The sequence below is a fragment of the Undibacterium sp. FW305-107 genome, assembly GCF_058788535.1.
Map to the genome: position 1 here is coordinate 553,749 of NZ_JBYTAV010000002.1, position 16,767 is coordinate 570,515.

Annotated in this window: 16 protein-coding genes; 11 read left to right on the forward strand and 5 right to left on the reverse strand. The window is 49.3% G+C overall.

Features of this window, described 5'->3' with window-relative positions:
- Positions 1–151 precede the first annotated feature (151 nt).
- The 4 genes from phaR to AC3WQT_RS06610 all read left to right on the forward strand — a co-directional run bounded on the left by phaR (position 152) and on the right by AC3WQT_RS06610 (position 4,029).
- On the forward strand, positions 152–709 hold the full coding sequence (gene phaR / locus AC3WQT_RS06595; protein ID WP_422941495.1) for a polyhydroxyalkanoate synthesis repressor PhaR: 558 nt from the start codon (positions 152–154) through the stop codon (positions 707–709).
- Between the two features lie 156 nt (positions 710–865).
- Positions 866–2,248: a 30S ribosomal protein S12 methylthiotransferase RimO gene (gene rimO, locus AC3WQT_RS06600; protein ID WP_492702983.1), complete on the forward strand. Its 1,383-nt coding sequence runs from the start codon at positions 866–868 to the stop codon at positions 2,246–2,248.
- Entirely contained in the window at positions 2,248–2,727 is a 480-nt protein-coding gene (locus AC3WQT_RS06605) for a hypothetical protein (RefSeq protein ID WP_492702984.1), read from the forward strand. Before rimO ends, AC3WQT_RS06605 begins: the two co-directional genes overlap by 1 nt.
- A 120-nt stretch (positions 2,728–2,847) precedes the next feature.
- On the forward strand, positions 2,848–4,029 hold the full coding sequence (locus tag AC3WQT_RS06610) for a cystathionine beta-lyase (protein WP_492702985.1): 1,182 nt from the start codon (positions 2,848–2,850) through the stop codon (positions 4,027–4,029).
- Between the two features lie 51 nt (positions 4,030–4,080).
- Here the strand turns inward: AC3WQT_RS06610 and AC3WQT_RS06615 are convergent, their stop codons facing one another.
- From AC3WQT_RS06615 to AC3WQT_RS06635, 5 genes are all read right to left on the reverse strand, one after another.
- On the reverse strand, positions 4,081–4,317 hold the full coding sequence (locus AC3WQT_RS06615; RefSeq protein ID WP_492702986.1) for a hypothetical protein: 237 nt from the start codon (positions 4,315–4,317) through the stop codon (positions 4,081–4,083).
- A 433-nt stretch (positions 4,318–4,750) separates the two neighbouring features.
- The gene (acnA, locus tag AC3WQT_RS06620) at positions 4,751–7,486 is read right to left on the reverse strand and encodes an aconitate hydratase AcnA (protein WP_492702987.1); all 2,736 of its coding nucleotides are present in this window, start codon (positions 7,484–7,486) and stop codon (positions 4,751–4,753) included.
- Positions 7,487–7,628: 142 nt separating this feature from the next.
- The gene (locus AC3WQT_RS06625) at positions 7,629–8,111 is read right to left on the reverse strand and encodes a hypothetical protein (RefSeq protein ID WP_492702988.1); all 483 of its coding nucleotides are present in this window, start codon (positions 8,109–8,111) and stop codon (positions 7,629–7,631) included.
- A gap of 8 nt (positions 8,112–8,119) precedes the next feature.
- A complete protein-coding gene (locus tag AC3WQT_RS06630) occupies positions 8,120–9,091 on the reverse strand; it encodes an HpcH/HpaI aldolase/citrate lyase family protein (RefSeq protein WP_492702989.1) in 972 nt (323 codons plus the stop codon).
- A gap of 66 nt (positions 9,092–9,157) precedes the next feature.
- The gene (locus tag AC3WQT_RS06635) at positions 9,158–10,147 is read right to left on the reverse strand and encodes a malate dehydrogenase (protein WP_186951580.1); all 990 of its coding nucleotides are present in this window, start codon (positions 10,145–10,147) and stop codon (positions 9,158–9,160) included.
- 344 nt (positions 10,148–10,491) lie between these two features.
- Here AC3WQT_RS06635 and AC3WQT_RS06640 point away from each other — a divergent pair, with 344 nt between their 5' ends.
- The 7 genes from AC3WQT_RS06640 to gltA all read left to right on the forward strand — a co-directional run bounded on the left by AC3WQT_RS06640 (position 10,492) and on the right by gltA (position 16,557).
- Entirely contained in the window at positions 10,492–11,304 is an 813-nt protein-coding gene (locus AC3WQT_RS06640; protein WP_492702990.1) for a GntR family transcriptional regulator, read from the forward strand.
- Positions 11,305–11,506: 202 nt separating this feature from the next.
- Positions 11,507–11,914, forward strand: coding sequence for a succinate dehydrogenase, cytochrome b556 subunit (gene sdhC, locus AC3WQT_RS06645; protein ID WP_492702991.1), 408 nt, complete (start codon positions 11,507–11,509; stop codon positions 11,912–11,914).
- The gene (gene sdhD / locus AC3WQT_RS06650) at positions 11,915–12,283 is read left to right on the forward strand and encodes a succinate dehydrogenase, hydrophobic membrane anchor protein (protein ID WP_492702992.1); all 369 of its coding nucleotides are present in this window, start codon (positions 11,915–11,917) and stop codon (positions 12,281–12,283) included.
- A gap of 2 nt (positions 12,284–12,285) precedes the next feature.
- Entirely contained in the window at positions 12,286–14,061 is a 1,776-nt protein-coding gene (gene sdhA / locus AC3WQT_RS06655; RefSeq protein WP_492702993.1) for a succinate dehydrogenase flavoprotein subunit, read from the forward strand.
- Positions 14,062–14,073: 12 nt separating this feature from the next.
- Positions 14,074–14,784: a succinate dehydrogenase iron-sulfur subunit gene (locus tag AC3WQT_RS06660; RefSeq protein ID WP_162059130.1), complete on the forward strand. Its 711-nt coding sequence runs from the start codon at positions 14,074–14,076 to the stop codon at positions 14,782–14,784.
- 113 nt (positions 14,785–14,897) lie between these two features.
- Positions 14,898–15,179 (forward strand): FAD assembly factor SdhE, encoded by a 282-nt coding sequence (locus tag AC3WQT_RS06665; protein ID WP_186951575.1) that lies wholly within the window; start codon positions 14,898–14,900, stop codon positions 15,177–15,179.
- Between the two features lie 73 nt (positions 15,180–15,252).
- Entirely contained in the window at positions 15,253–16,557 is a 1,305-nt protein-coding gene (gene gltA / locus AC3WQT_RS06670) for a citrate synthase (protein WP_423010347.1), read from the forward strand.
- Positions 16,558–16,767 lie beyond the last annotated feature (210 nt).

The window sequence follows — 16,767 nt, forward strand, 5'->3', positions numbered from 1 at the left end:
GCAAAATACAAGATATAAAAAAAGGGGACAAACATGAAAGCTGTTTTGGCCGGGCCAGAACAAGAATCATGTTTGCGTGAATAGTCTGTGCTGCTTTGAAGAGTGATCCTCGTAAAGTGGCAGGATATCGAAGTGTTTAACTGAGATCTCAATGAATAGCGCAAAAAAATCAACACAGCATCTGATCAAGAAATATCCTAACCGTCGTCTGTACGACACGCAAACCAGTAGCTATATCACGCTGGTAGATGTCAAACAGTTTGTACTGGAAAACGATGATTTCGCAGTAGTCGATGCAAAAACTGGCGAAGATCTGACACGCAGCATACTGTTGCAAATCATTTTGGAGGAAGAGGCGGGTGGTTCACCCATGTTCTCCAGCGTCGTTTTGTCGCAAATCATTCGTTACTATGGTCATGCCATGCAAGGCATGATGGGTAATTATCTGGAAAAAAACGTCCAGGCCTTTATCGATATCCAGAACAAGCTGGCCGAGAATTCCAAGGGCATCTATGAGGGCAAGCCTTTTAGCCCTGAAATGTGGACCCAGTTCATGAATGTACAGGGCCCGATGATGCAGGGTATGATGGGTAACTACATAGAACAGAGCAAGAATTTGTTTGTGCAAATGCAAGAACAAATGCAAAGCCAGGCAAAAAACATGTTCAATGTCTTCCCGTTCAATCCCGAAGATGTGAATAAAAAGTAAATAATATTCAAGTTGAACAGGCCTGTATTCTGACTTAAGCCCCTGATTCTTCAGGAAATTATCACAGATGCGGCAAGTTGGGCTGGCAAAAAGGGTACAATAGCGGATTCGCTTTTGTACCCTTTTTGCTCTTATTTCGTTATTAATTACTCCCTTATGTCTATCTCAGAAATTCGTCGTCAAGAAATGCCTGCTACCCACAAGGTGGGATTTGTGTCCCTGGGTTGTCCGAAGGCGCTCGTCGATTCCGAACAAATCCTGACTCAGTTGCGTGCCGAAGGTTACGACACTGCCAAATCCTATGACGGCGCTGATTTGGTCATCGTCAACACCTGTGGCTTCATTGATGCCGCTGTGCAGGAATCACTGGACGCGATAGGCGAGGCTTTGGCTGAAAACGGCAGGGTCATCGTAACTGGTTGTCTGGGCGCAAAAAAAGGTGCTGACGGCAAGGACATGATACAGTCCATTCACCCTAAAGTACTTGAGGTGACCGGCCCGCATGCAGTAGGCGAAGTCATGGCGGCAGTGCACAAGCATTTGCCCAAGCCGCATGAGCCTTTCATGGACCTGGTGCCACCACAAGGTGTCAAACTGACACCCAAGCATTTTGCCTATCTGAAAATATCCGAAGGCTGTAACCATCGCTGCAGTTTCTGCATTATCCCGTCCATGCGTGGCGACCTGGTATCTCGTCCGATTGCCGATGTCATGATGGAAGCAGAAAATCTGTTCAAGGCTGGCGTCAAGGAATTACTGGTGATTTCCCAGGACACCAGCGCCTATGGTGTGGATATCAAATTCCGCATGGGTTTCTGGAATGGCAAACCAGTCAAAACCCACATGACGCAGCTGGTAGAAGCCCTGGGGGAGCTGGCCAGGCAGCACGATGCCTGGGTGCGCCTGCATTACGTTTACCCATATCCGCATGTAGACCAGATCATTCCTTTCATGAACAACGGCCATGTTCTGCCTTATCTGGATGTGCCTTTGCAACATGCTCACCCTGACGTGTTGAAACGCATGAAGCGTCCGGCCAGTGGTGAAAAAAATATAGAACGCATCAAGGCCTGGCGTGAAATGTGCCCTGAGATCACGATACGTTCTACCTTCATCGCCGGCTTCCCTGGCGAGACAGAAGAAGAGTTTGAATACCTGCTCGACTTCCTCAAGGAAGCTGAGATTGACCGTCTGGGCTGTTTTGCCTATTCGCCAGTTGAAGGAGCGACGGCTAATGAAATCGCCAATCAATTGCCAGATGAGGTGCGTGAAGACCGTCGTCGCCGCGTCATGGAGTTGCAGGAAGGCATATCAAAAAAACGCCTGCAGGCAAAAATCGGTAAAACCATGCGCGTGCTGATTGACTCTCTTGACCGTAGCGGCGGCGTGGGCCGTAGTTCTGCGGACGCGCCAGAGATTGATGGCGTCGTCTATGTCAAGCCGCCTTTCGAGCCACATCGCAAACTCAAGGTAGGTGAATTCGTTGATGTAAAAATTACTGCAGCTGATGCCCATGATCTGTGGGGCGAAGCAGTCTGATGAGATTTTTACATGTCGTTTTATTGCCGTTGGCCTTGCTGTCAGGGTTTATGGTTCAGGCTCAGGAGCAAAACAAGATTGAGCCTGTTCCTGCAGTGAAGCCAGGTTTTGCACCTATGTCCAATCCTTTTTTTGCCGGTGCAATTGAATTGCGTGGCACGATGGGTAATGACAGAATTCGCATGCACATACAACCCAAACCTGAAGACCGCGATAGCGTAGAAGGCTCTTATGTCGTAGCGGGTGGCAAGCGCAATCATGGTAAAAAGATTTTGCTGGCAGGCGAAGTCAGTAAAAACAAACTCAGTATGGAAGAGTCTGAAGACGGTGTAGATGTGTCCGGCCAGTGGGATGGCGAACTCAAGGACAATGTCATTCGTGGCGTCTGGCAATCGGACGATGGCAAAGTCAGTAAGGAGTTTGTGCTGGAATTGCTGCCATCACCAAAAAAACAGACGAAATCAAAAATCAGTAAATAAGAAAAGGCGCATGAGGCGCCTTTTTTATTGCCTGCATATTTTGCGCCTGTGCTTATCGATAAGAATGCTACTTCTGGGCTAACATACATGGTCAGCTAAAGTTGCACATCAGGAGTCATCATGTCAGATAACAGTAAACCAGAGCCAGGATTTAATACCGGCATCATCCACAATGAATATGTCGCGCCAGACGGCTTTGCTGCCTTTCCTGTAGCCATACATCATGCGTCCACAGTCTTGTTCAACGATGTCGCGGCCATGCGTGAGCGTAGCTGGCAGGATAAGTCGGCTTATACCTATGGCTTGCACGGCACTCCGACCAGTTTTACCTTGGAAGCACGGCTGGCAGAAATAGAGAAGGGCGAGTATTGCCTGCTGGCGCCCAGTGGCCTGGCCGCGATCACGCTGGTGAATATGGCTTTTCTGCAAAGCGGTGACCATGTATTGATACCGGATAATGTCTATGGCCCCAGCCGTGATCAGGCTGATTGGCTGTCGCGCAGTTTTGGTGTCAGTGTGCGGTATTACGATCCTTTGATCGGCGATGGCATTGCCGCATTGATAGAAGAAGGCACCCGCCTTATCTGGGTGGAGGCACCGGGTTCTGTATCGATGGAAGTGCCGGATGTGCCAGCGATATGCGCTGCTGCCCATGCGCGCGGAGTACTGGTGGCTCTGGATAATACCTGGTCTGCGGGTATTGCGTTCTCTGCCTTTGAGCATGGCGTAGATATCATCATGCAGGCGCTGACTAAATATCAAAGCGGCGGTTCAGATGTGTTGATGGGGGCAGTTATTACCCGCGACAAGGCACTCAATACCCGTTTGCAGATGGCGCACATGCGGCTGGGCTTTGGGGTGGGTATGGATGATGTCTACCTGGTCCTGCGCAATTTGCCGACCATGCAACTACGATTTAATGCACATGATCAAAGTGCGCGCAAAATTGCTTCATGGTTGGCGGGTAGGCCAGAAATCGGCAAGGTTTTACATCCGGCATTGCCAGATTGTCCCGGGCATGAGATTTGGCAGCGTGACTTTACTGGCGCCGGGGGTTTGTTTTCAGTGTTGTTTGATGCGGAGTATAGTGAGGAGCAAACCGACCGCTTTGTCGATAGCCTGAAATTGTTCAAATTGGGCTATAGCTGGGGTGGAGCGCATAGCTTGTGCATACCCTATCGCATGCAGTATATGCGTACCAACTGGTCTGAGCCGGGGATTTTGGTGCGTTTCAATATAGGTCTGGAAGATACGCAAGACCTGATTGCCGATATAGAACAGGCTTTGGCGACGCTGGCGTAAAGACAAAGGCTGCCAGGCTGTTATTCAGACAGCCTTTGTCTTCATAAAGATTTATTTGCTGGTGCTACTTGCCGCCGCGTCAGGCGCTGGTGCAGTGGTGCTTGCTGCCGATGCTGCGGCTGGCAGGCTCGCCGGGGCAGGTTCTGAGGCACTGGCAGAAGCAGAGTGAACCTCAGTCGGATTGTGGCCGGCAGCTTCACCTTGCATATCGACTTTATCGCCTGCTTTAAAAATCAGGAACAGGGCAGCGGCTGCAAAAATAATAAAGCCGACGAGAATTTTCCACATAATTGTCTCCAGAGTTGAATTTATCAGGGCTTACGCAAAATTGACCCAGCAAGGCATCAGCGACGAAGACAGTACTTTTAAGTACGGCCAGGAGCTGCAACGCAGCTGGGGCGATTTTGCGTAAGCCCTGCGTATAAGATGGCTTAAGCTTAGAGGTACTTGCTTACATCATTCTTGCATGTCCATGCAATGAAAGAAAAACCAAATAAAAAAGAGTGAATTTCCATCGAAATTCACTCTTTTTCAATTCATCCCTGCAAGCAGGGATGGGTTTGCATGAAGCTCTTAGACCTGTTTGCAATCTGTAGCGAGCGTCAGCGGGGTTAGGGTAACAAAAACGCAGCGCAAAAAGCTGAATGTACTCTAGTACATGAGCATTTTGAGCAGCACATGAGCCCCGATCACGCTCGCGTAGTAAGATCGAAACAGGTTCTTAGGCTGCCAGCAATTGACGCAATACAAATGGCAAAATACCGCCATGTTTGTAGTAGTCAACTTCGATAGGTGTATCAATGCGCAACAATACTTTGACATCTTTCGTTTCGCCGTTGGCGCGATGGATCACCAGAGTCACTTCTTGCTGTGGTTTGATATCATCTTCTATGCCTTTCAGGTCGAAAGATTCATTGCCAGTGATGCCCAAGGTATCAACACTGTCAGTGCCGATAAATTGCAGTGGCAATACACCCATGCCAACCAGGTTGGAACGATGGATACGTTCAAAAGAACGTGCAATCACTGCTTTAACGCCCAGCAATTGCGTACCTTTTGCTGCCCAGTCACGGGAAGAACCTGTACCATATTCTTCGCCACCGAAAATCATGGTAGGCACGCCGTCAGCAACATACTTCATCGCTGCGTCATAGATCGCCATAGGTTCGCCAGTTGGCTGGAACAAGGTTTCGCCGCCTTCAACGCGGGAGCCGTCTTCTTTGGCCGGGATCATCAGGTTCTTGATACGTACGTTGGCAAATGTGCCGCGCATCATGATTTCATGGTTACCGCGACGTGAGCCGTAGGAATTGAAATCGGCTTTCAGAACGCCATTTTCTTTCAGCCATTTACCTGCAGGGCTGGATTCCTTGATGGAGCCAGCTGGGGAGATATGGTCAGTCGTGATGGAGTCACCGAACACGCCCAGTGCGCGTGCGCCAGTGATGCCGGTCGCGGCTGCTTTTGGTTCCATCGTGAAGTCAGCAAAGAATGGTGGTTCAGCAATGTAAGTGGAAGCAGGCCAGTTGTAGACATCGCCTTCTGCAACGCCTTTGATGTTTTCCCACAGCTTGCCTGGAGCACCTTTGACGTCTGCGTAGTTTTCCTTGAAGGTTTTGGAATTCATCGCAAATTTCATCAACTTGTTGATTTCTGCGCTGGTCGGCCAGATGTCGCCCAGGAAAATATCCTTGCCTTTAACACGGCCAACTGGCTCTGTCATCAAGTCTCTGGTCATGTTGCCGGCGATGGCGTATGCAACGACCAAAGGAGGTGAGGCCAGGAAGTTGGAGCGGATATTCGGATGTATGCGTGCTTCGAAGTTGCGGTTACCAGACAGGATGGCAGATGCCACGATGTCATTGGCAGCAATTGCTTCATTCATCGCTGGTGTCAGGTCACCGGCATTACCGATACAGGTTGTGCAACCATAGGCCGTGACACCGAAACCGAGTTTTTCCAGGTAAGGCAGGAGGCCTGCTGCTTCCAGGTATTTGGTGACAACGCGAGAGCCGGGAGCCAGCGAAGTTTTGATATGCGGTGCAACTTTCAAACCGGCTTCAACCGCTTTCTTGGCCAGCAAACCAGCCGCCAGCAAGACGCTAGGATTGGATGTGTTGGTGCAGGAGGTAATTGCAGCAATCAATACGTCGCCATTTTTAACTTTGACGCCATCAGTATTGGTGTAAACCGCATCCAGGTCCTCTGCTTTTTTGTTAAAGCCGTTTTCGGAAGTCGGTTTCGAGAACAGGTCTGCAAAAGTCGATTTGACGTTACCGATTTCAATACGGTCTTGTGGGCGTTTAGGGCCAGCCAGGGATGGTGCAACTGTGGACAGATCAAGGCTGATTTCTGTCGTGTAGTCGATATCGCCGGCAGCAGGGATGCCGAACATTTTCTGGGCTTTGAAATAGCCTTCAAATGCGTCGATTTCTGCCTTGGTGCGGCCTGTGCCTTTAAAGTAATCTATCGTTGCTTCATCAACCGGGAAGAAGCCCATCGTGGCGCCGTATTCTGGTGCCATGTTGGCGATTGTTGCGCGGTCTGTCAGAGACAGTGAGCGTGTGCCTTCGCCAAAAAACTCAACAAACTTGCCAACGACCTTGGCTTTGCGCAGCAGTTCAGTGATCGTCAATACCAGATCCGTTGCGGTACAACCTTCACGCAACGCGCCAGTCAGGTTGACACCAACTACGTCTGGCGTCAGGAAGTAAACTGGCTGACCCAGCATGCCGGCTTCTGCTTCAATACCACCAACACCCCAGCCAACAACGCCAATGCCGTTGATCATGGTGGTGTGGGAATCTGTACCTACCAGTGTGTCTGGATAGAAGATTTCATTTTTCTTGGCATCTTTGGCTTTGTGTACGCCACGTGCCAGATATTCCAGGTTAACCTGGTGGACGATACCAAAGCCTGGAGGAACCACGCCAAAAGTATCAAATGCCTGCATACCCCATTTCATGAACTGGTAGCGCTCGTTATTGCGCTGGAATTCCAGTTTCATGTTCAGGTCCAGCGCTTTCTTTTCGCGGAAATGATCGATTTGTACGGAGTGATCAACTACCAGATCAACTGGTACCAAGGGCTCGATATTTTTTGCATTTTTGCCTTGTTTGGCAGCGACGTTACGCATGGCGGCCAGATCGGCCAGCAAAGGAACGCCAGTAAAATCCTGCAAGACAACGCGCGAAACAACGAAAGGGATTTCGTCAGTGCGGGCAGCGGTAGCGCCCCAGTTCGCCAGTTGCTTGACGTGTTCTTCAGTAACTTTTTTGCCGTCACAGTTACGCAGTACCGATTCCAGGACGATGCGGATGGAGACTGGCAGGCGTGAAATTTTTACGCCGAGATTTTTTTCCAATGCAGGCAGGGAAAAGAACTTGCCTTTCTTGGTGTCTGAAATTTTAAAATCTTTCAGGGTTTTGAATGCATCTTTGTACGCATTTTGGCTCATGGCTCTTCCTCTTATTTACAAAAATCAACGATCGAAAAATAGTTAAATCAAATTGTCGCAATATCCACTTATGTCAGCCAGACAATGTGATTGGAGTGAATATTCGATATTGCCTGTTCTAAAATATTTCAAGTATTAAAACTTACTTGACTTGCGCCGTGCCGCTATTGTTGTTGCTATTAACTTCAGCCAGAGATGCTGCCTCTGTCTTGCATTCATTGGCCAATTGCTGACCCTTATGAGAATCCAGTAACAAGCCTTTGGCGGGAATACCTATCCAGATAAAGCCAGCTTTACGGTTTTCAAAACGTACGGCGCCCGTCGTGGTGTCAACTTTGGTCAGGCGGTACAGGCGTTTTTTCCAGCGCATGGCCACATGGTCGGCATCCTCAGGATTGGTGTACATGGTCAGAAAATTGCCGAGTTCGCACTTGTACTCGAAATTCTTATGCAGGGCCACGTCCGGTTCCGGCTCGTCATCTTCTTTTGCTGCCTGCGCAGCGGCAGGTTTTGCAGCCTTTGCTGTGGATTTGATCTTGCTGCGTGGTGCTTCCACTGCATTGGCATTGGCTGCAAGGATGGCGCATGCTGCAAATGCCAGGCTGATAAAAGAAAGTAATTTCATGGTGTCTCCTAAAGTAACTCTTGTGCTGCTGCCGGTAAAACAAATGACCCTGACTGGGCCCTTCTTAAAATTGTCCAATAATAACGGTAACTGGCCCTGTCATGTAACTGGCCGCGCCATTGTATTGGTCCCCATGCCTGATTTTTAGCCTGGGCCAGGATGGCGGTTGCATCCTGGATATCATTTTCACTGGGTGAAAATGCCTGAATGATGGGGCGTATCTGGTCCGGGTGTATGCTCCACATGCGTGTATAACCACATTCGCTTGCCGCGCGGTGGGCATCATTTGCTGCCACGCTTGCATCTCTGATTTCTGTTGTGACATTGTGTGAAGCGACTTTGCCATAACGGTGGCAGGCCGCAGCAATTTCCAGCTTGGCGCGCAAAACCAGCGGGTGGGTGAATTGTCCGGGAGAGCGCATGGCAGTTGCAGGTATGGCGCCAAAATGGGAGGACACAAAGTCCATCAAGCCAAATGACAGGCATTCTACCTGGGGCAGGGCGGCAATTTGCTGTACTTCTGCCAGTGCGCCATGGGTTTCTATCAAGACATGAACGGGGATCAGCTGGCCATTGGTTTTTTTGCCAAAATGATTGACACGCTGCAATGCAGCCTGCAACTCGGCAGCATTATTTATTTTTGGTAAAACCAGATAGGCGAGTTTATCTGCGCATGCTGGCAATATTATTTCCAGGTCTTGCTCGAATGCGGGGTGGCGCACATCGTGTACCCGCACGCCCAAGCGTTGATAATGGTTTTCAGTGCCGGTGATCAAAGCTGTGACCAGCTTTGCGTGATTGATCTCGTTGCCAGCGGCTGCGCCGTCTTCACAATCGAGAGTAATATCAAAAGCTCCACCCAGTTCCTGTTGCAGTGCAATTGATTTGCGCATCAATTTTTCAGATCCTGCGTAATGGTCGCAGACCGGCAATATAACCGGTTCAATTTGATCCTGAAAAAGTACTGTAGATGGGTGCATTACTTAAAATATCATCGTAAACCAAGACAGATTCCAGCGAGTGCCAGAATCTGCCCCTTGACCTGATTAGCCTACCAGATGTTTGACGCCATCACGCTCTTCTTGCAATTCTTTGAGAGTGATGTTGATGCGCTCGCGGGAGAATTCGTCGATTTCCAGGCCTTCAACGATTTTGTATTCGCCGTTTTCTGTTGTTACAGGGAAGCCGAACATGGTGCCTTCAGGGATGCCATAAGAGCCATCGGAAGGAATACCCATGGTAGTCCATTTGCCGTTTGTGCCCAGCAGCCAGTCACGTACGTGGTCAATTGCTGCATTTGCTGCGGAGGCAGCAGAAGACAGACCGCGTGCTTCGATAATCGCTGCGCCGCGTTTGCCAACCGTAGGCAGGAACACGTCCTTGTTCCAGACCTGGTCATTGATCAGGTCTTTGACGGATGCGCCGTCAACTGTCGCGAAGCGATAGTCAGCGTACATGGTTGGGGAATGATTGCCCCAGACGCACAGTTTTTCAACTGCAGCAACTGGCTTGCCAACTTTGGCAGCTACTTGAGACAGGGCGCGGTTGTGATCCAGACGCAGCATTGCCGTGAAGTTTTTCGCTGGCAAGGAAGGTGCCGATTTCATGGCGATGTAAGCATTGGTATTGGCTGGATTGCCAACTACCAGAACTTTAACATTGCGGGATGCTACTGCATCCAGTGCCTTGCCTTGGACGGTAAAGATTTGTGCATTGGCTTCCAGCAGATCTTTGCGTTCCATGCCTGGGCCGCGTGGACGGGCGCCAACCAGCAGGGCTACGTCGATATCTTTAAACGCTGTCATTGGATCGCTGTGAGCTGACATGCCAGCCAACAGTGGGAATGCGCAGTCGTCAATTTCCATCATTACGCCTTTCAGCGCTTTCTGGGCTTTTTCGTCAGGAATTTCCAATAATTGCAGAATCACTGGCTGGTCTTTGCCCAGCATGTCGCCATTGGCGATACGGAACAGAAGGGAATAGCCAATTTGGCCTGCGGCGCCGGTTACAGCTACGCGCATAGGGGATTTCGCCATGATGCATCTCCGAAGTGGTGTGAAAACGATGTTCAAACAATTGCAGCGACTGATATGCCGACGCTATGTAAAACACTTAATGATACCGTTGAAAGCCCTGTCAGTCAGCCAAAATCCGCTGCAAACATGTTTTCGTCCTTTACATTGAAAGCGTTCGAACTATATTGCTTGGTGTGGCAGCTGTGCGTGACAGATTGATAGCTGGTGCTGACGCCAACTATTTGTACGGAAGTTTAGGTCGTGCGGGGCTAAGTGTCAATCAATATCTTATGTCTTATATAAGACATATCACTTAGTAGTTTGTTCTGGACGTGGCGGGTAGTTTTGTGGTGAAATTGCAGCCTATGAACTCTATCATACCAACCGCAAATAATCCGACTGTTGCCCCGACTACTCCAGGTGCCGGGGTTGGTGCTTCGCCTGCTTCATCCTTGAACGCGTCGCCCACCTTCAGTCCATTATATCAACAGATCAAAGCCCTGATTACCCAGAGTCTGCAGTCTGGAGAGTGGAAGCCGGGGGAATTGATTCCCAGTGAGATGGAGTTGGCCAGCCGTTTCAAGGTTAGCCAGGGTACGGTGCGCAAGGCGATTGATGAGTTGTCGGCAGAAAACCTGGTCGTGCGCAGACAGGGGAAGGGGACTTTCGTTGCAACGCACCATGAGGCGCGTTCGCAATTTCGCTTTTTGCGATTGGCACCTGATGAAGGCGTGCCACATTATCCCGAGAATCGCATCATTGAAGTCAAGCGCATGCGGGCACCGGCTGAAGTAGCGCGTTTGCTGGATATCAAATCTGGTGATTCGGTTGTTTTTATTCGTCGTGTCCAGTCTTTTTCTGGCGTACCCACCATTCTTGATGATCTGTGGTTGCCAGGTTCCATCTTCAAAGGTCTGACGGCTGAGCGCCTGAATGAATACAAAGGGCCTATGTACGGTCTGTTTGAAACTGAATTTGGTACGCACATGATCAGGGCGTCTGAGCAAATCCGCGCCGTTTGCGCTGACGAGGCCGTGGCGGGCTTGCTTAATGTTGATGTTGGTATGCCTCTGCTCAACGTCGAACGTGTTTCGTTTACGTATGGTGATAAGCCGGTTGAGTTGCGTCGCGGTCTGTATCTGACGATGAATCATCATTACAGAAATGAATTGAGTTAAATCAATCAGATAATTGATTTGCTGTGGTTTTTTAGGTGTACCTCGTGCCTCTGCTTGTGTATTTGCAGGCTCTGCGTCTGTTGGGCTTTAGGTTTAAGATAGCGATATTTTGTTAATCGTGATGATTTTTGTTGGTGCAACGCACCAAAATGAGCGAAAATTGCAAGGTTTATGTACAGACTAGTTAATGGGGAGATTATTTATGTCTGAAGTAGTAAAAACCAAGCCACGCTTTGGTGTAATGCGCTTGATAGATGCGACCGGGTACCGGCTGCCGCTAGCAGGCTTCGTTTCCATCTTGCACCGGGCAAGTGGAATGCTGATGTTCCTGTTGTTGCCATTCATCTTGTATTTGCTTGATAAGAGTTTGACATCGGAAGCGACATTTGCCGAACTGCAGGCTTTGACATCTGGTGTTTTCGTTAAGTTGATCATCCTGGCTTTGTCTTGGGCTTATCTGCACCATTTTTGCGCTGGTGTGCGTCACTTGCTCATGGATTTGCACTATGGCCTCGACAAGGATAGCGCACGTCAATCAGCAGTGAGTGTGTTAGCGATCAGTCTTGTGCTGGCAGCATTGATAGCCTTGAAACTGTTCGGAGTATTCTAAATGGCAAATAATAATATTGGCGCCAAGCGCCTGGTCGTGGGAGCTAGTTATGGTTTGCGTGACTGGCTGGCACAACGTGTAACTGCCATCGTGATGGCACTGTACACCGTCATTCTGCTTGGTCTGTTTTTGACGGGTAAAAATTTCAATCAGGCGGGCTGGATAGGCATCTTCGCCATGCAATGGTTCAAGCTGGCGACATTCTCTGTTGTCGTTTGCCTGTTGTATCACGCCTGGGTTGGTATGCGTGATATCTGGATGGATTATGTGACCCACAATGTATTTGTGCGTCTGGTATTTCAAGTTGCCACTATCTTGTGGCTGATTGCTTGTGCTGGCTATGCTGCACAGATTTTGTGGAGAGTATAAAAGTGGCCGCAATTAAATCCACAATCCCTAGCCGCCGTTTTGACGCGGTCATCATTGGTGCCGGTGGTTCTGGCATGCGTGCTTCGCTGCAACTGGCAGAAGCTGGCCTGAATGTCGCCGTATTGTCTAAAGTATTTCCTACCCGTTCCCATACTGTCGCTGCGCAGGGCGGTATTGGTGCTTCCCTCGGTAATATGTCAGAAGACAATTGGTACTGGCATATGTTTGACACGGTCAAGGGTTCTGATTACCTGGGCGACCAGGATGCGATCGAATTCATGTGTCGCGAAGCACCAAAAGTTGTTTATGAACTCGAGCACTTCGGCATGCCATTTGACCGCAATGCGGATGGCACGATTTACCAGCGTCCATTTGGTGGTCATACTGCCAACTTTGGTGAGAAAGCTGTACAGCGCGCTTGTGCTGCGGCTGACCGTACCGGTCATGCCTTGTTGCATACGCTGTATCAACGCAATGTGCGCGCCCGCACCCATTTCTTTGTTGAGTGGATGGCGATTGACCTGATCCGCGATGCGGATGGTGATGTACTGGGTGTCGTTGCGCTGGAAATGGAAACTGGTGAAGTCATGATGCTGGAAGCTAAAACCACGATATTTGCCACTGGCGGTGCCGGTCGTATCTGGGCAGCTTCTACCAACGCATTTATTAATACCGGTGATGGCATGGGTATGGCAGCGCGTGCCGGCCTGCCGCTGGAAGATATGGAATTCTGGCAATTTCATCCAACCGGTGTGGCTGGCGCGGGTGTTTTGATTACTGAAGGCGTACGCGGTGAGGGGGGTATTCTGATCAATAGTCAGGGTGAGCGCTTCATGGAGCGCTATGCTCCTACCTACAAAGATTTGGCCCCGCGTGACTTTGTTTCCCGCTCCATGGATCAGGAAATCAAGGAAGGCCGTGGCTGTGGTCCGAATAAAGATCACGTCATGCTGGATTTGCGCCATATCGGTGCTGACACGATTCAAAAACGTTTGCCGTCCATTCTCGAAATTGCTCACAAGTTTGCCAACGTGGATGCGACCAAGGAACCGATTCCTGTCGTTCCTACGATCCATTATCAAATGGGTGGTATCCCGACCAATATTCATGGTCAGGTTGTTGCGCCGAAAAATGGTGGTAGTGAAATCGTCAACGGTCTGTATGCAATCGGTGAGTGTGCCTGTGTATCCGTGCATGGTGCCAATCGTCTGGGCACTAACTCTCTGCTCGATTTGCTGGTGTTTGGCCGCGCAGCCGGCAACCACGTTGTTGCCAGCAAGCTTAAAGAGCGCAGCAACAAAGATTTGCCTGCTGATGCAGCTGATCTGGCGCTGTCACGCTTGTCCAAGCTGGAAAGCAGCACTGGTTCCGAGCGTGTGCAGGATGTTGCGAATGATATCCGTGCCAGCATGCAGCAATACTGTGGCGTGTTCCGTACTGATGAATTGCTGCAAACCGGCTACAAGAAAATTATGGAGCTTGATGAGCGTCGCAAGCATGTTTCTTTCAAGGATAAATCCAAGGTCTTCAATACAGCACGCGTAGAAGCGCTGGAACTGGATAACTTGATCGAGACTGCCAAAGCAACGATTACATCTGCCGCCGCACGCAAAGAGTCCCGTGGTGCTCACGCACACCGTGATTATGAAGAGCGCGACGACGTTAACTGGATGAAGCATACCTTGTGGTATTCCGAAGGCAATCGCCTCGACTACAAGCCGGTCGTGACTAAGCCACTGACCGTAGAACCCTTCAAACCAAAACCACGTACATTCTAAAGAGATACCGATATGGCACGTACATTAAAATTTAAAATCTATCGCTACGATCCGGACAAGGATGCCAAGCCTTACATGCAAGACTTGACCGTTGAGTTGCAAGACACTGACAAGATGTTGCTGGATGCTCTTCAGCGTATCAAGTCTGACGTTGATGATTCTCTGGCACTGCGCCGCTCATGCCGTGAAGGTGTGTGTGGTTCTGATGCGATGAACATCAATGGCAAAAACGGTTTGGCTTGTACCACCAACCTGAACGAACTGACTGAGCCTATCGTCTTGCGTCCTTTGCCTGGTTTGCCAGTGATCCGTGATCTGATCGTGGATATGACGCAATTCTTCAAGCAATACAATTCTATTAAGCCTTACCTGATGAATGATTCCATTCCTCCGGAAAAAGAACGTCTGCAGTCTCCTGCAGAGCGTGAAGAGCTTGACGGTTTGTATGAGTGCATCCTGTGCGCATGCTGCTCTACTTCATGTCCATCGTTCTGGTGGAATCCGGATAAATTCGTTGGTCCGGCAGGTTTGTTGCAGGCCTATCGCTTCATTGCTGATTCCCGTGATCAGGCAACTGGCGAGCGCCTTGATAACCTCGAAGATCCGTACCGTTTGTTCCGTTGCCACACTATCATGAATTGTGTGGACGTCTGTCCTAAGGGTCTGAATCCTACCCGTGCTATCGGTAAGATTAAAGAACTGATGGTCCGTCGTGCAGTCTAAGTTCGTAGTTTAAGTTGATATCAGCGATGTCTCCGGACATCGCTGCTATTTCATGCGGTTTTCCAGGCAAGCTGAGAACCGCATGAAATAGTCAGTATGGAAGAGAATTAATTATGTCTGAGTCACAAGCTATATCCCATCAAAACGACCCGGTAAAGCGGGCGCGTTTGCGGTGGCGGGCAAGGCGCGGTTTGCTGGAGAACGATCTGATCTTGACGCGTTTTCTGGATGCCAATGAAGAATCCCTGACAGATGAGGAAGTGGATGCCTTCAGCCGCCTGATGGAATTGCCGGACAATACTTTAATGGATCTGATCATGGCCAAGAAACAAGCCGAAGCCGAAGTCGATCTGCCTCATGTCCACGCTTTATTGCTGCGCCTGCAAACGGCGTAAAGAAAGCTGATTTTAAGCTGATTTTTTTGTGTTTTTTTGATTAACGACTCACCTCTTATCTGAAGGAAGAGCCATGACAAATTCTGAAACAAAAGCCACCCTATCATTCTCCGATGGCTCACCAGCCTTGGAAATGCCGATTTACAAGGGCTCAATTGGTCCCGATGTCATCGACATCCGTAAATTGTATGGTTCTACCGGCATGTTCACCTATGATCCAGGTTTCATGTCCACGGCAGCCTGTAATTCTTCCATTACTTATATTGATGGCGACAAGGGTGAATTGCTGTACCGCGGTTATCCTATCGAGCAATTGGCAGTTAATGGTGGCGATTTCCTGGAAACCTGCTATCTGTTGCTGAACGGAGAATTGCCAAATGCAGCGCAAAAAACTGAATTTGTTGCGACCGTCACCAATCACACCATGGTGCACGAGCAGATGCAATTCTTCTTCCGCGGCTTCCGTCGTGATGCGCATCCTATGTCGGTATTGGTAGGTACAGTCGGTGCGCTGGCATCCTTCTACCATGACTCCCTGGACATCAATGACCCACATCATCGTGAAGTGTCAGCTATCCGTCTGATCGCCAAGATGCCTACATTGGTTGCGATGGCATACAAATATTCTATCGGCCAGCCATTTGTGTATCCACGCAATGATCTGTCATATAGCGCGAACTTCATGCACATGATGTTCTCTACACCATGTGCGCCCTACAAAACCAATGAAGTGCTGGTGCGCGCTCTTGACCGTATCCTGATCTTGCACGCAGATCACGAGCAAAATGCTTCTACATCGACGGTACGTCTGGCTGGTTCTTCTGGCGCAAATCCATTCGCCTGTATTGCTGCTGGTATTGCTTGCCTGTGGGGCCCTGCTCACGGTGGTGCAAATGAGGCCGCATTGAGCATGCTGGAAGAAATCGGCAGTGTCGATAATATTCCTACTTTTATCGCTCAGGTCAAAGACAAAAACTCTGGCGTCAAGTTGATGGGCTTTGGTCACCGTGTTTACAAAAATTATGATCCACGCGCCAAACTGATGCGTGAAACCTGCTATGAAGTGCTGCAAGAACTGGGTCTGCAAGATGATCCATTGTTCAAACTGGCCATGGCCCTGGAAAAAATCGCGCTGGAAGACGAATACTTCGTCAGCCGCAAGCTGTATCCTAACGTCGATTTCTACTCTGGTATCGTGCAGCGCGCACTGGGTATCCCAACTGCATTGTTTACTGGTATCTTCGCCCTGGCACGTACAGTAGGCTGGATCGCTCAATGGAAGGAAATGATTTCTGATCCGGAGCAAAAAATTGGTCGCCCACGTCAGTTGTTTGTTGGTGCACCTAAGCGTGATGTGCCAGCGATCGATAAGCGTTAATAAAGTGTTGATTTAGGTATTGATGTTTTAGCTATATATGTTGTTGTAAAAAGCGAGTCTTTGCGACTCGCTTTTTTTTTTCTTCAGTAATTATGCTATGCTTCGCCACGAAAGTGATTTTTAGGAATAACTTTCGCGATTCAATCAAAAAACATATTTAAATGACATGCTTTTTGATTTGATCACGAGGATAGTTTGAATTAAGCCCTT

What these genes read in the sequence shown, in the direction of transcription:
- acnA (WP_492702987.1), bottom strand. Translation starts at nt 7,486, where the DNA reads ATGAGCCAAAATGCGTACAAAGATGCATTCAAAACCCTGAAAGATTTT.
- sdhC (WP_492702991.1), top strand. Translation starts at nt 11,507, where the DNA reads ATGTCTGAAGTAGTAAAAACCAAGCCACGCTTTGGTGTAATGCGCTTG.
- phaR (WP_422941495.1), top strand. Translation starts at nt 152, where the DNA reads ATGAATAGCGCAAAAAAATCAACACAGCATCTGATCAAGAAATATCCT.
- AC3WQT_RS06640 (WP_492702990.1), top strand. Translation starts at nt 10,492, where the DNA reads ATGAACTCTATCATACCAACCGCAAATAATCCGACTGTTGCCCCGACT.
- AC3WQT_RS06665 (WP_186951575.1), top strand. Translation starts at nt 14,898, where the DNA reads ATGTCTGAGTCACAAGCTATATCCCATCAAAACGACCCGGTAAAGCGG.
- AC3WQT_RS06615 (WP_492702986.1), bottom strand. Translation starts at nt 4,317, where the DNA reads ATGTGGAAAATTCTCGTCGGCTTTATTATTTTTGCAGCCGCTGCCCTG.
- AC3WQT_RS06660 (WP_162059130.1), top strand. Translation starts at nt 14,074, where the DNA reads ATGGCACGTACATTAAAATTTAAAATCTATCGCTACGATCCGGACAAG.
- AC3WQT_RS06630 (WP_492702989.1), bottom strand. Translation starts at nt 9,091, where the DNA reads ATGCACCCATCTACAGTACTTTTTCAGGATCAAATTGAACCGGTTATA.
- gltA (WP_423010347.1), top strand. Translation starts at nt 15,253, where the DNA reads ATGACAAATTCTGAAACAAAAGCCACCCTATCATTCTCCGATGGCTCA.
- AC3WQT_RS06605 (WP_492702984.1), top strand. Translation starts at nt 2,248, where the DNA reads ATGAGATTTTTACATGTCGTTTTATTGCCGTTGGCCTTGCTGTCAGGG.
- AC3WQT_RS06635 (WP_186951580.1), bottom strand. Translation starts at nt 10,147, where the DNA reads ATGGCGAAATCCCCTATGCGCGTAGCTGTAACCGGCGCCGCAGGCCAA.
- AC3WQT_RS06625 (WP_492702988.1), bottom strand. Translation starts at nt 8,111, where the DNA reads ATGAAATTACTTTCTTTTATCAGCCTGGCATTTGCAGCATGCGCCATC.
- AC3WQT_RS06610 (WP_492702985.1), top strand. Translation starts at nt 2,848, where the DNA reads ATGTCAGATAACAGTAAACCAGAGCCAGGATTTAATACCGGCATCATC.
- rimO (WP_492702983.1), top strand. Translation starts at nt 866, where the DNA reads ATGTCTATCTCAGAAATTCGTCGTCAAGAAATGCCTGCTACCCACAAG.
- sdhD (WP_492702992.1), top strand. Translation starts at nt 11,915, where the DNA reads ATGGCAAATAATAATATTGGCGCCAAGCGCCTGGTCGTGGGAGCTAGT.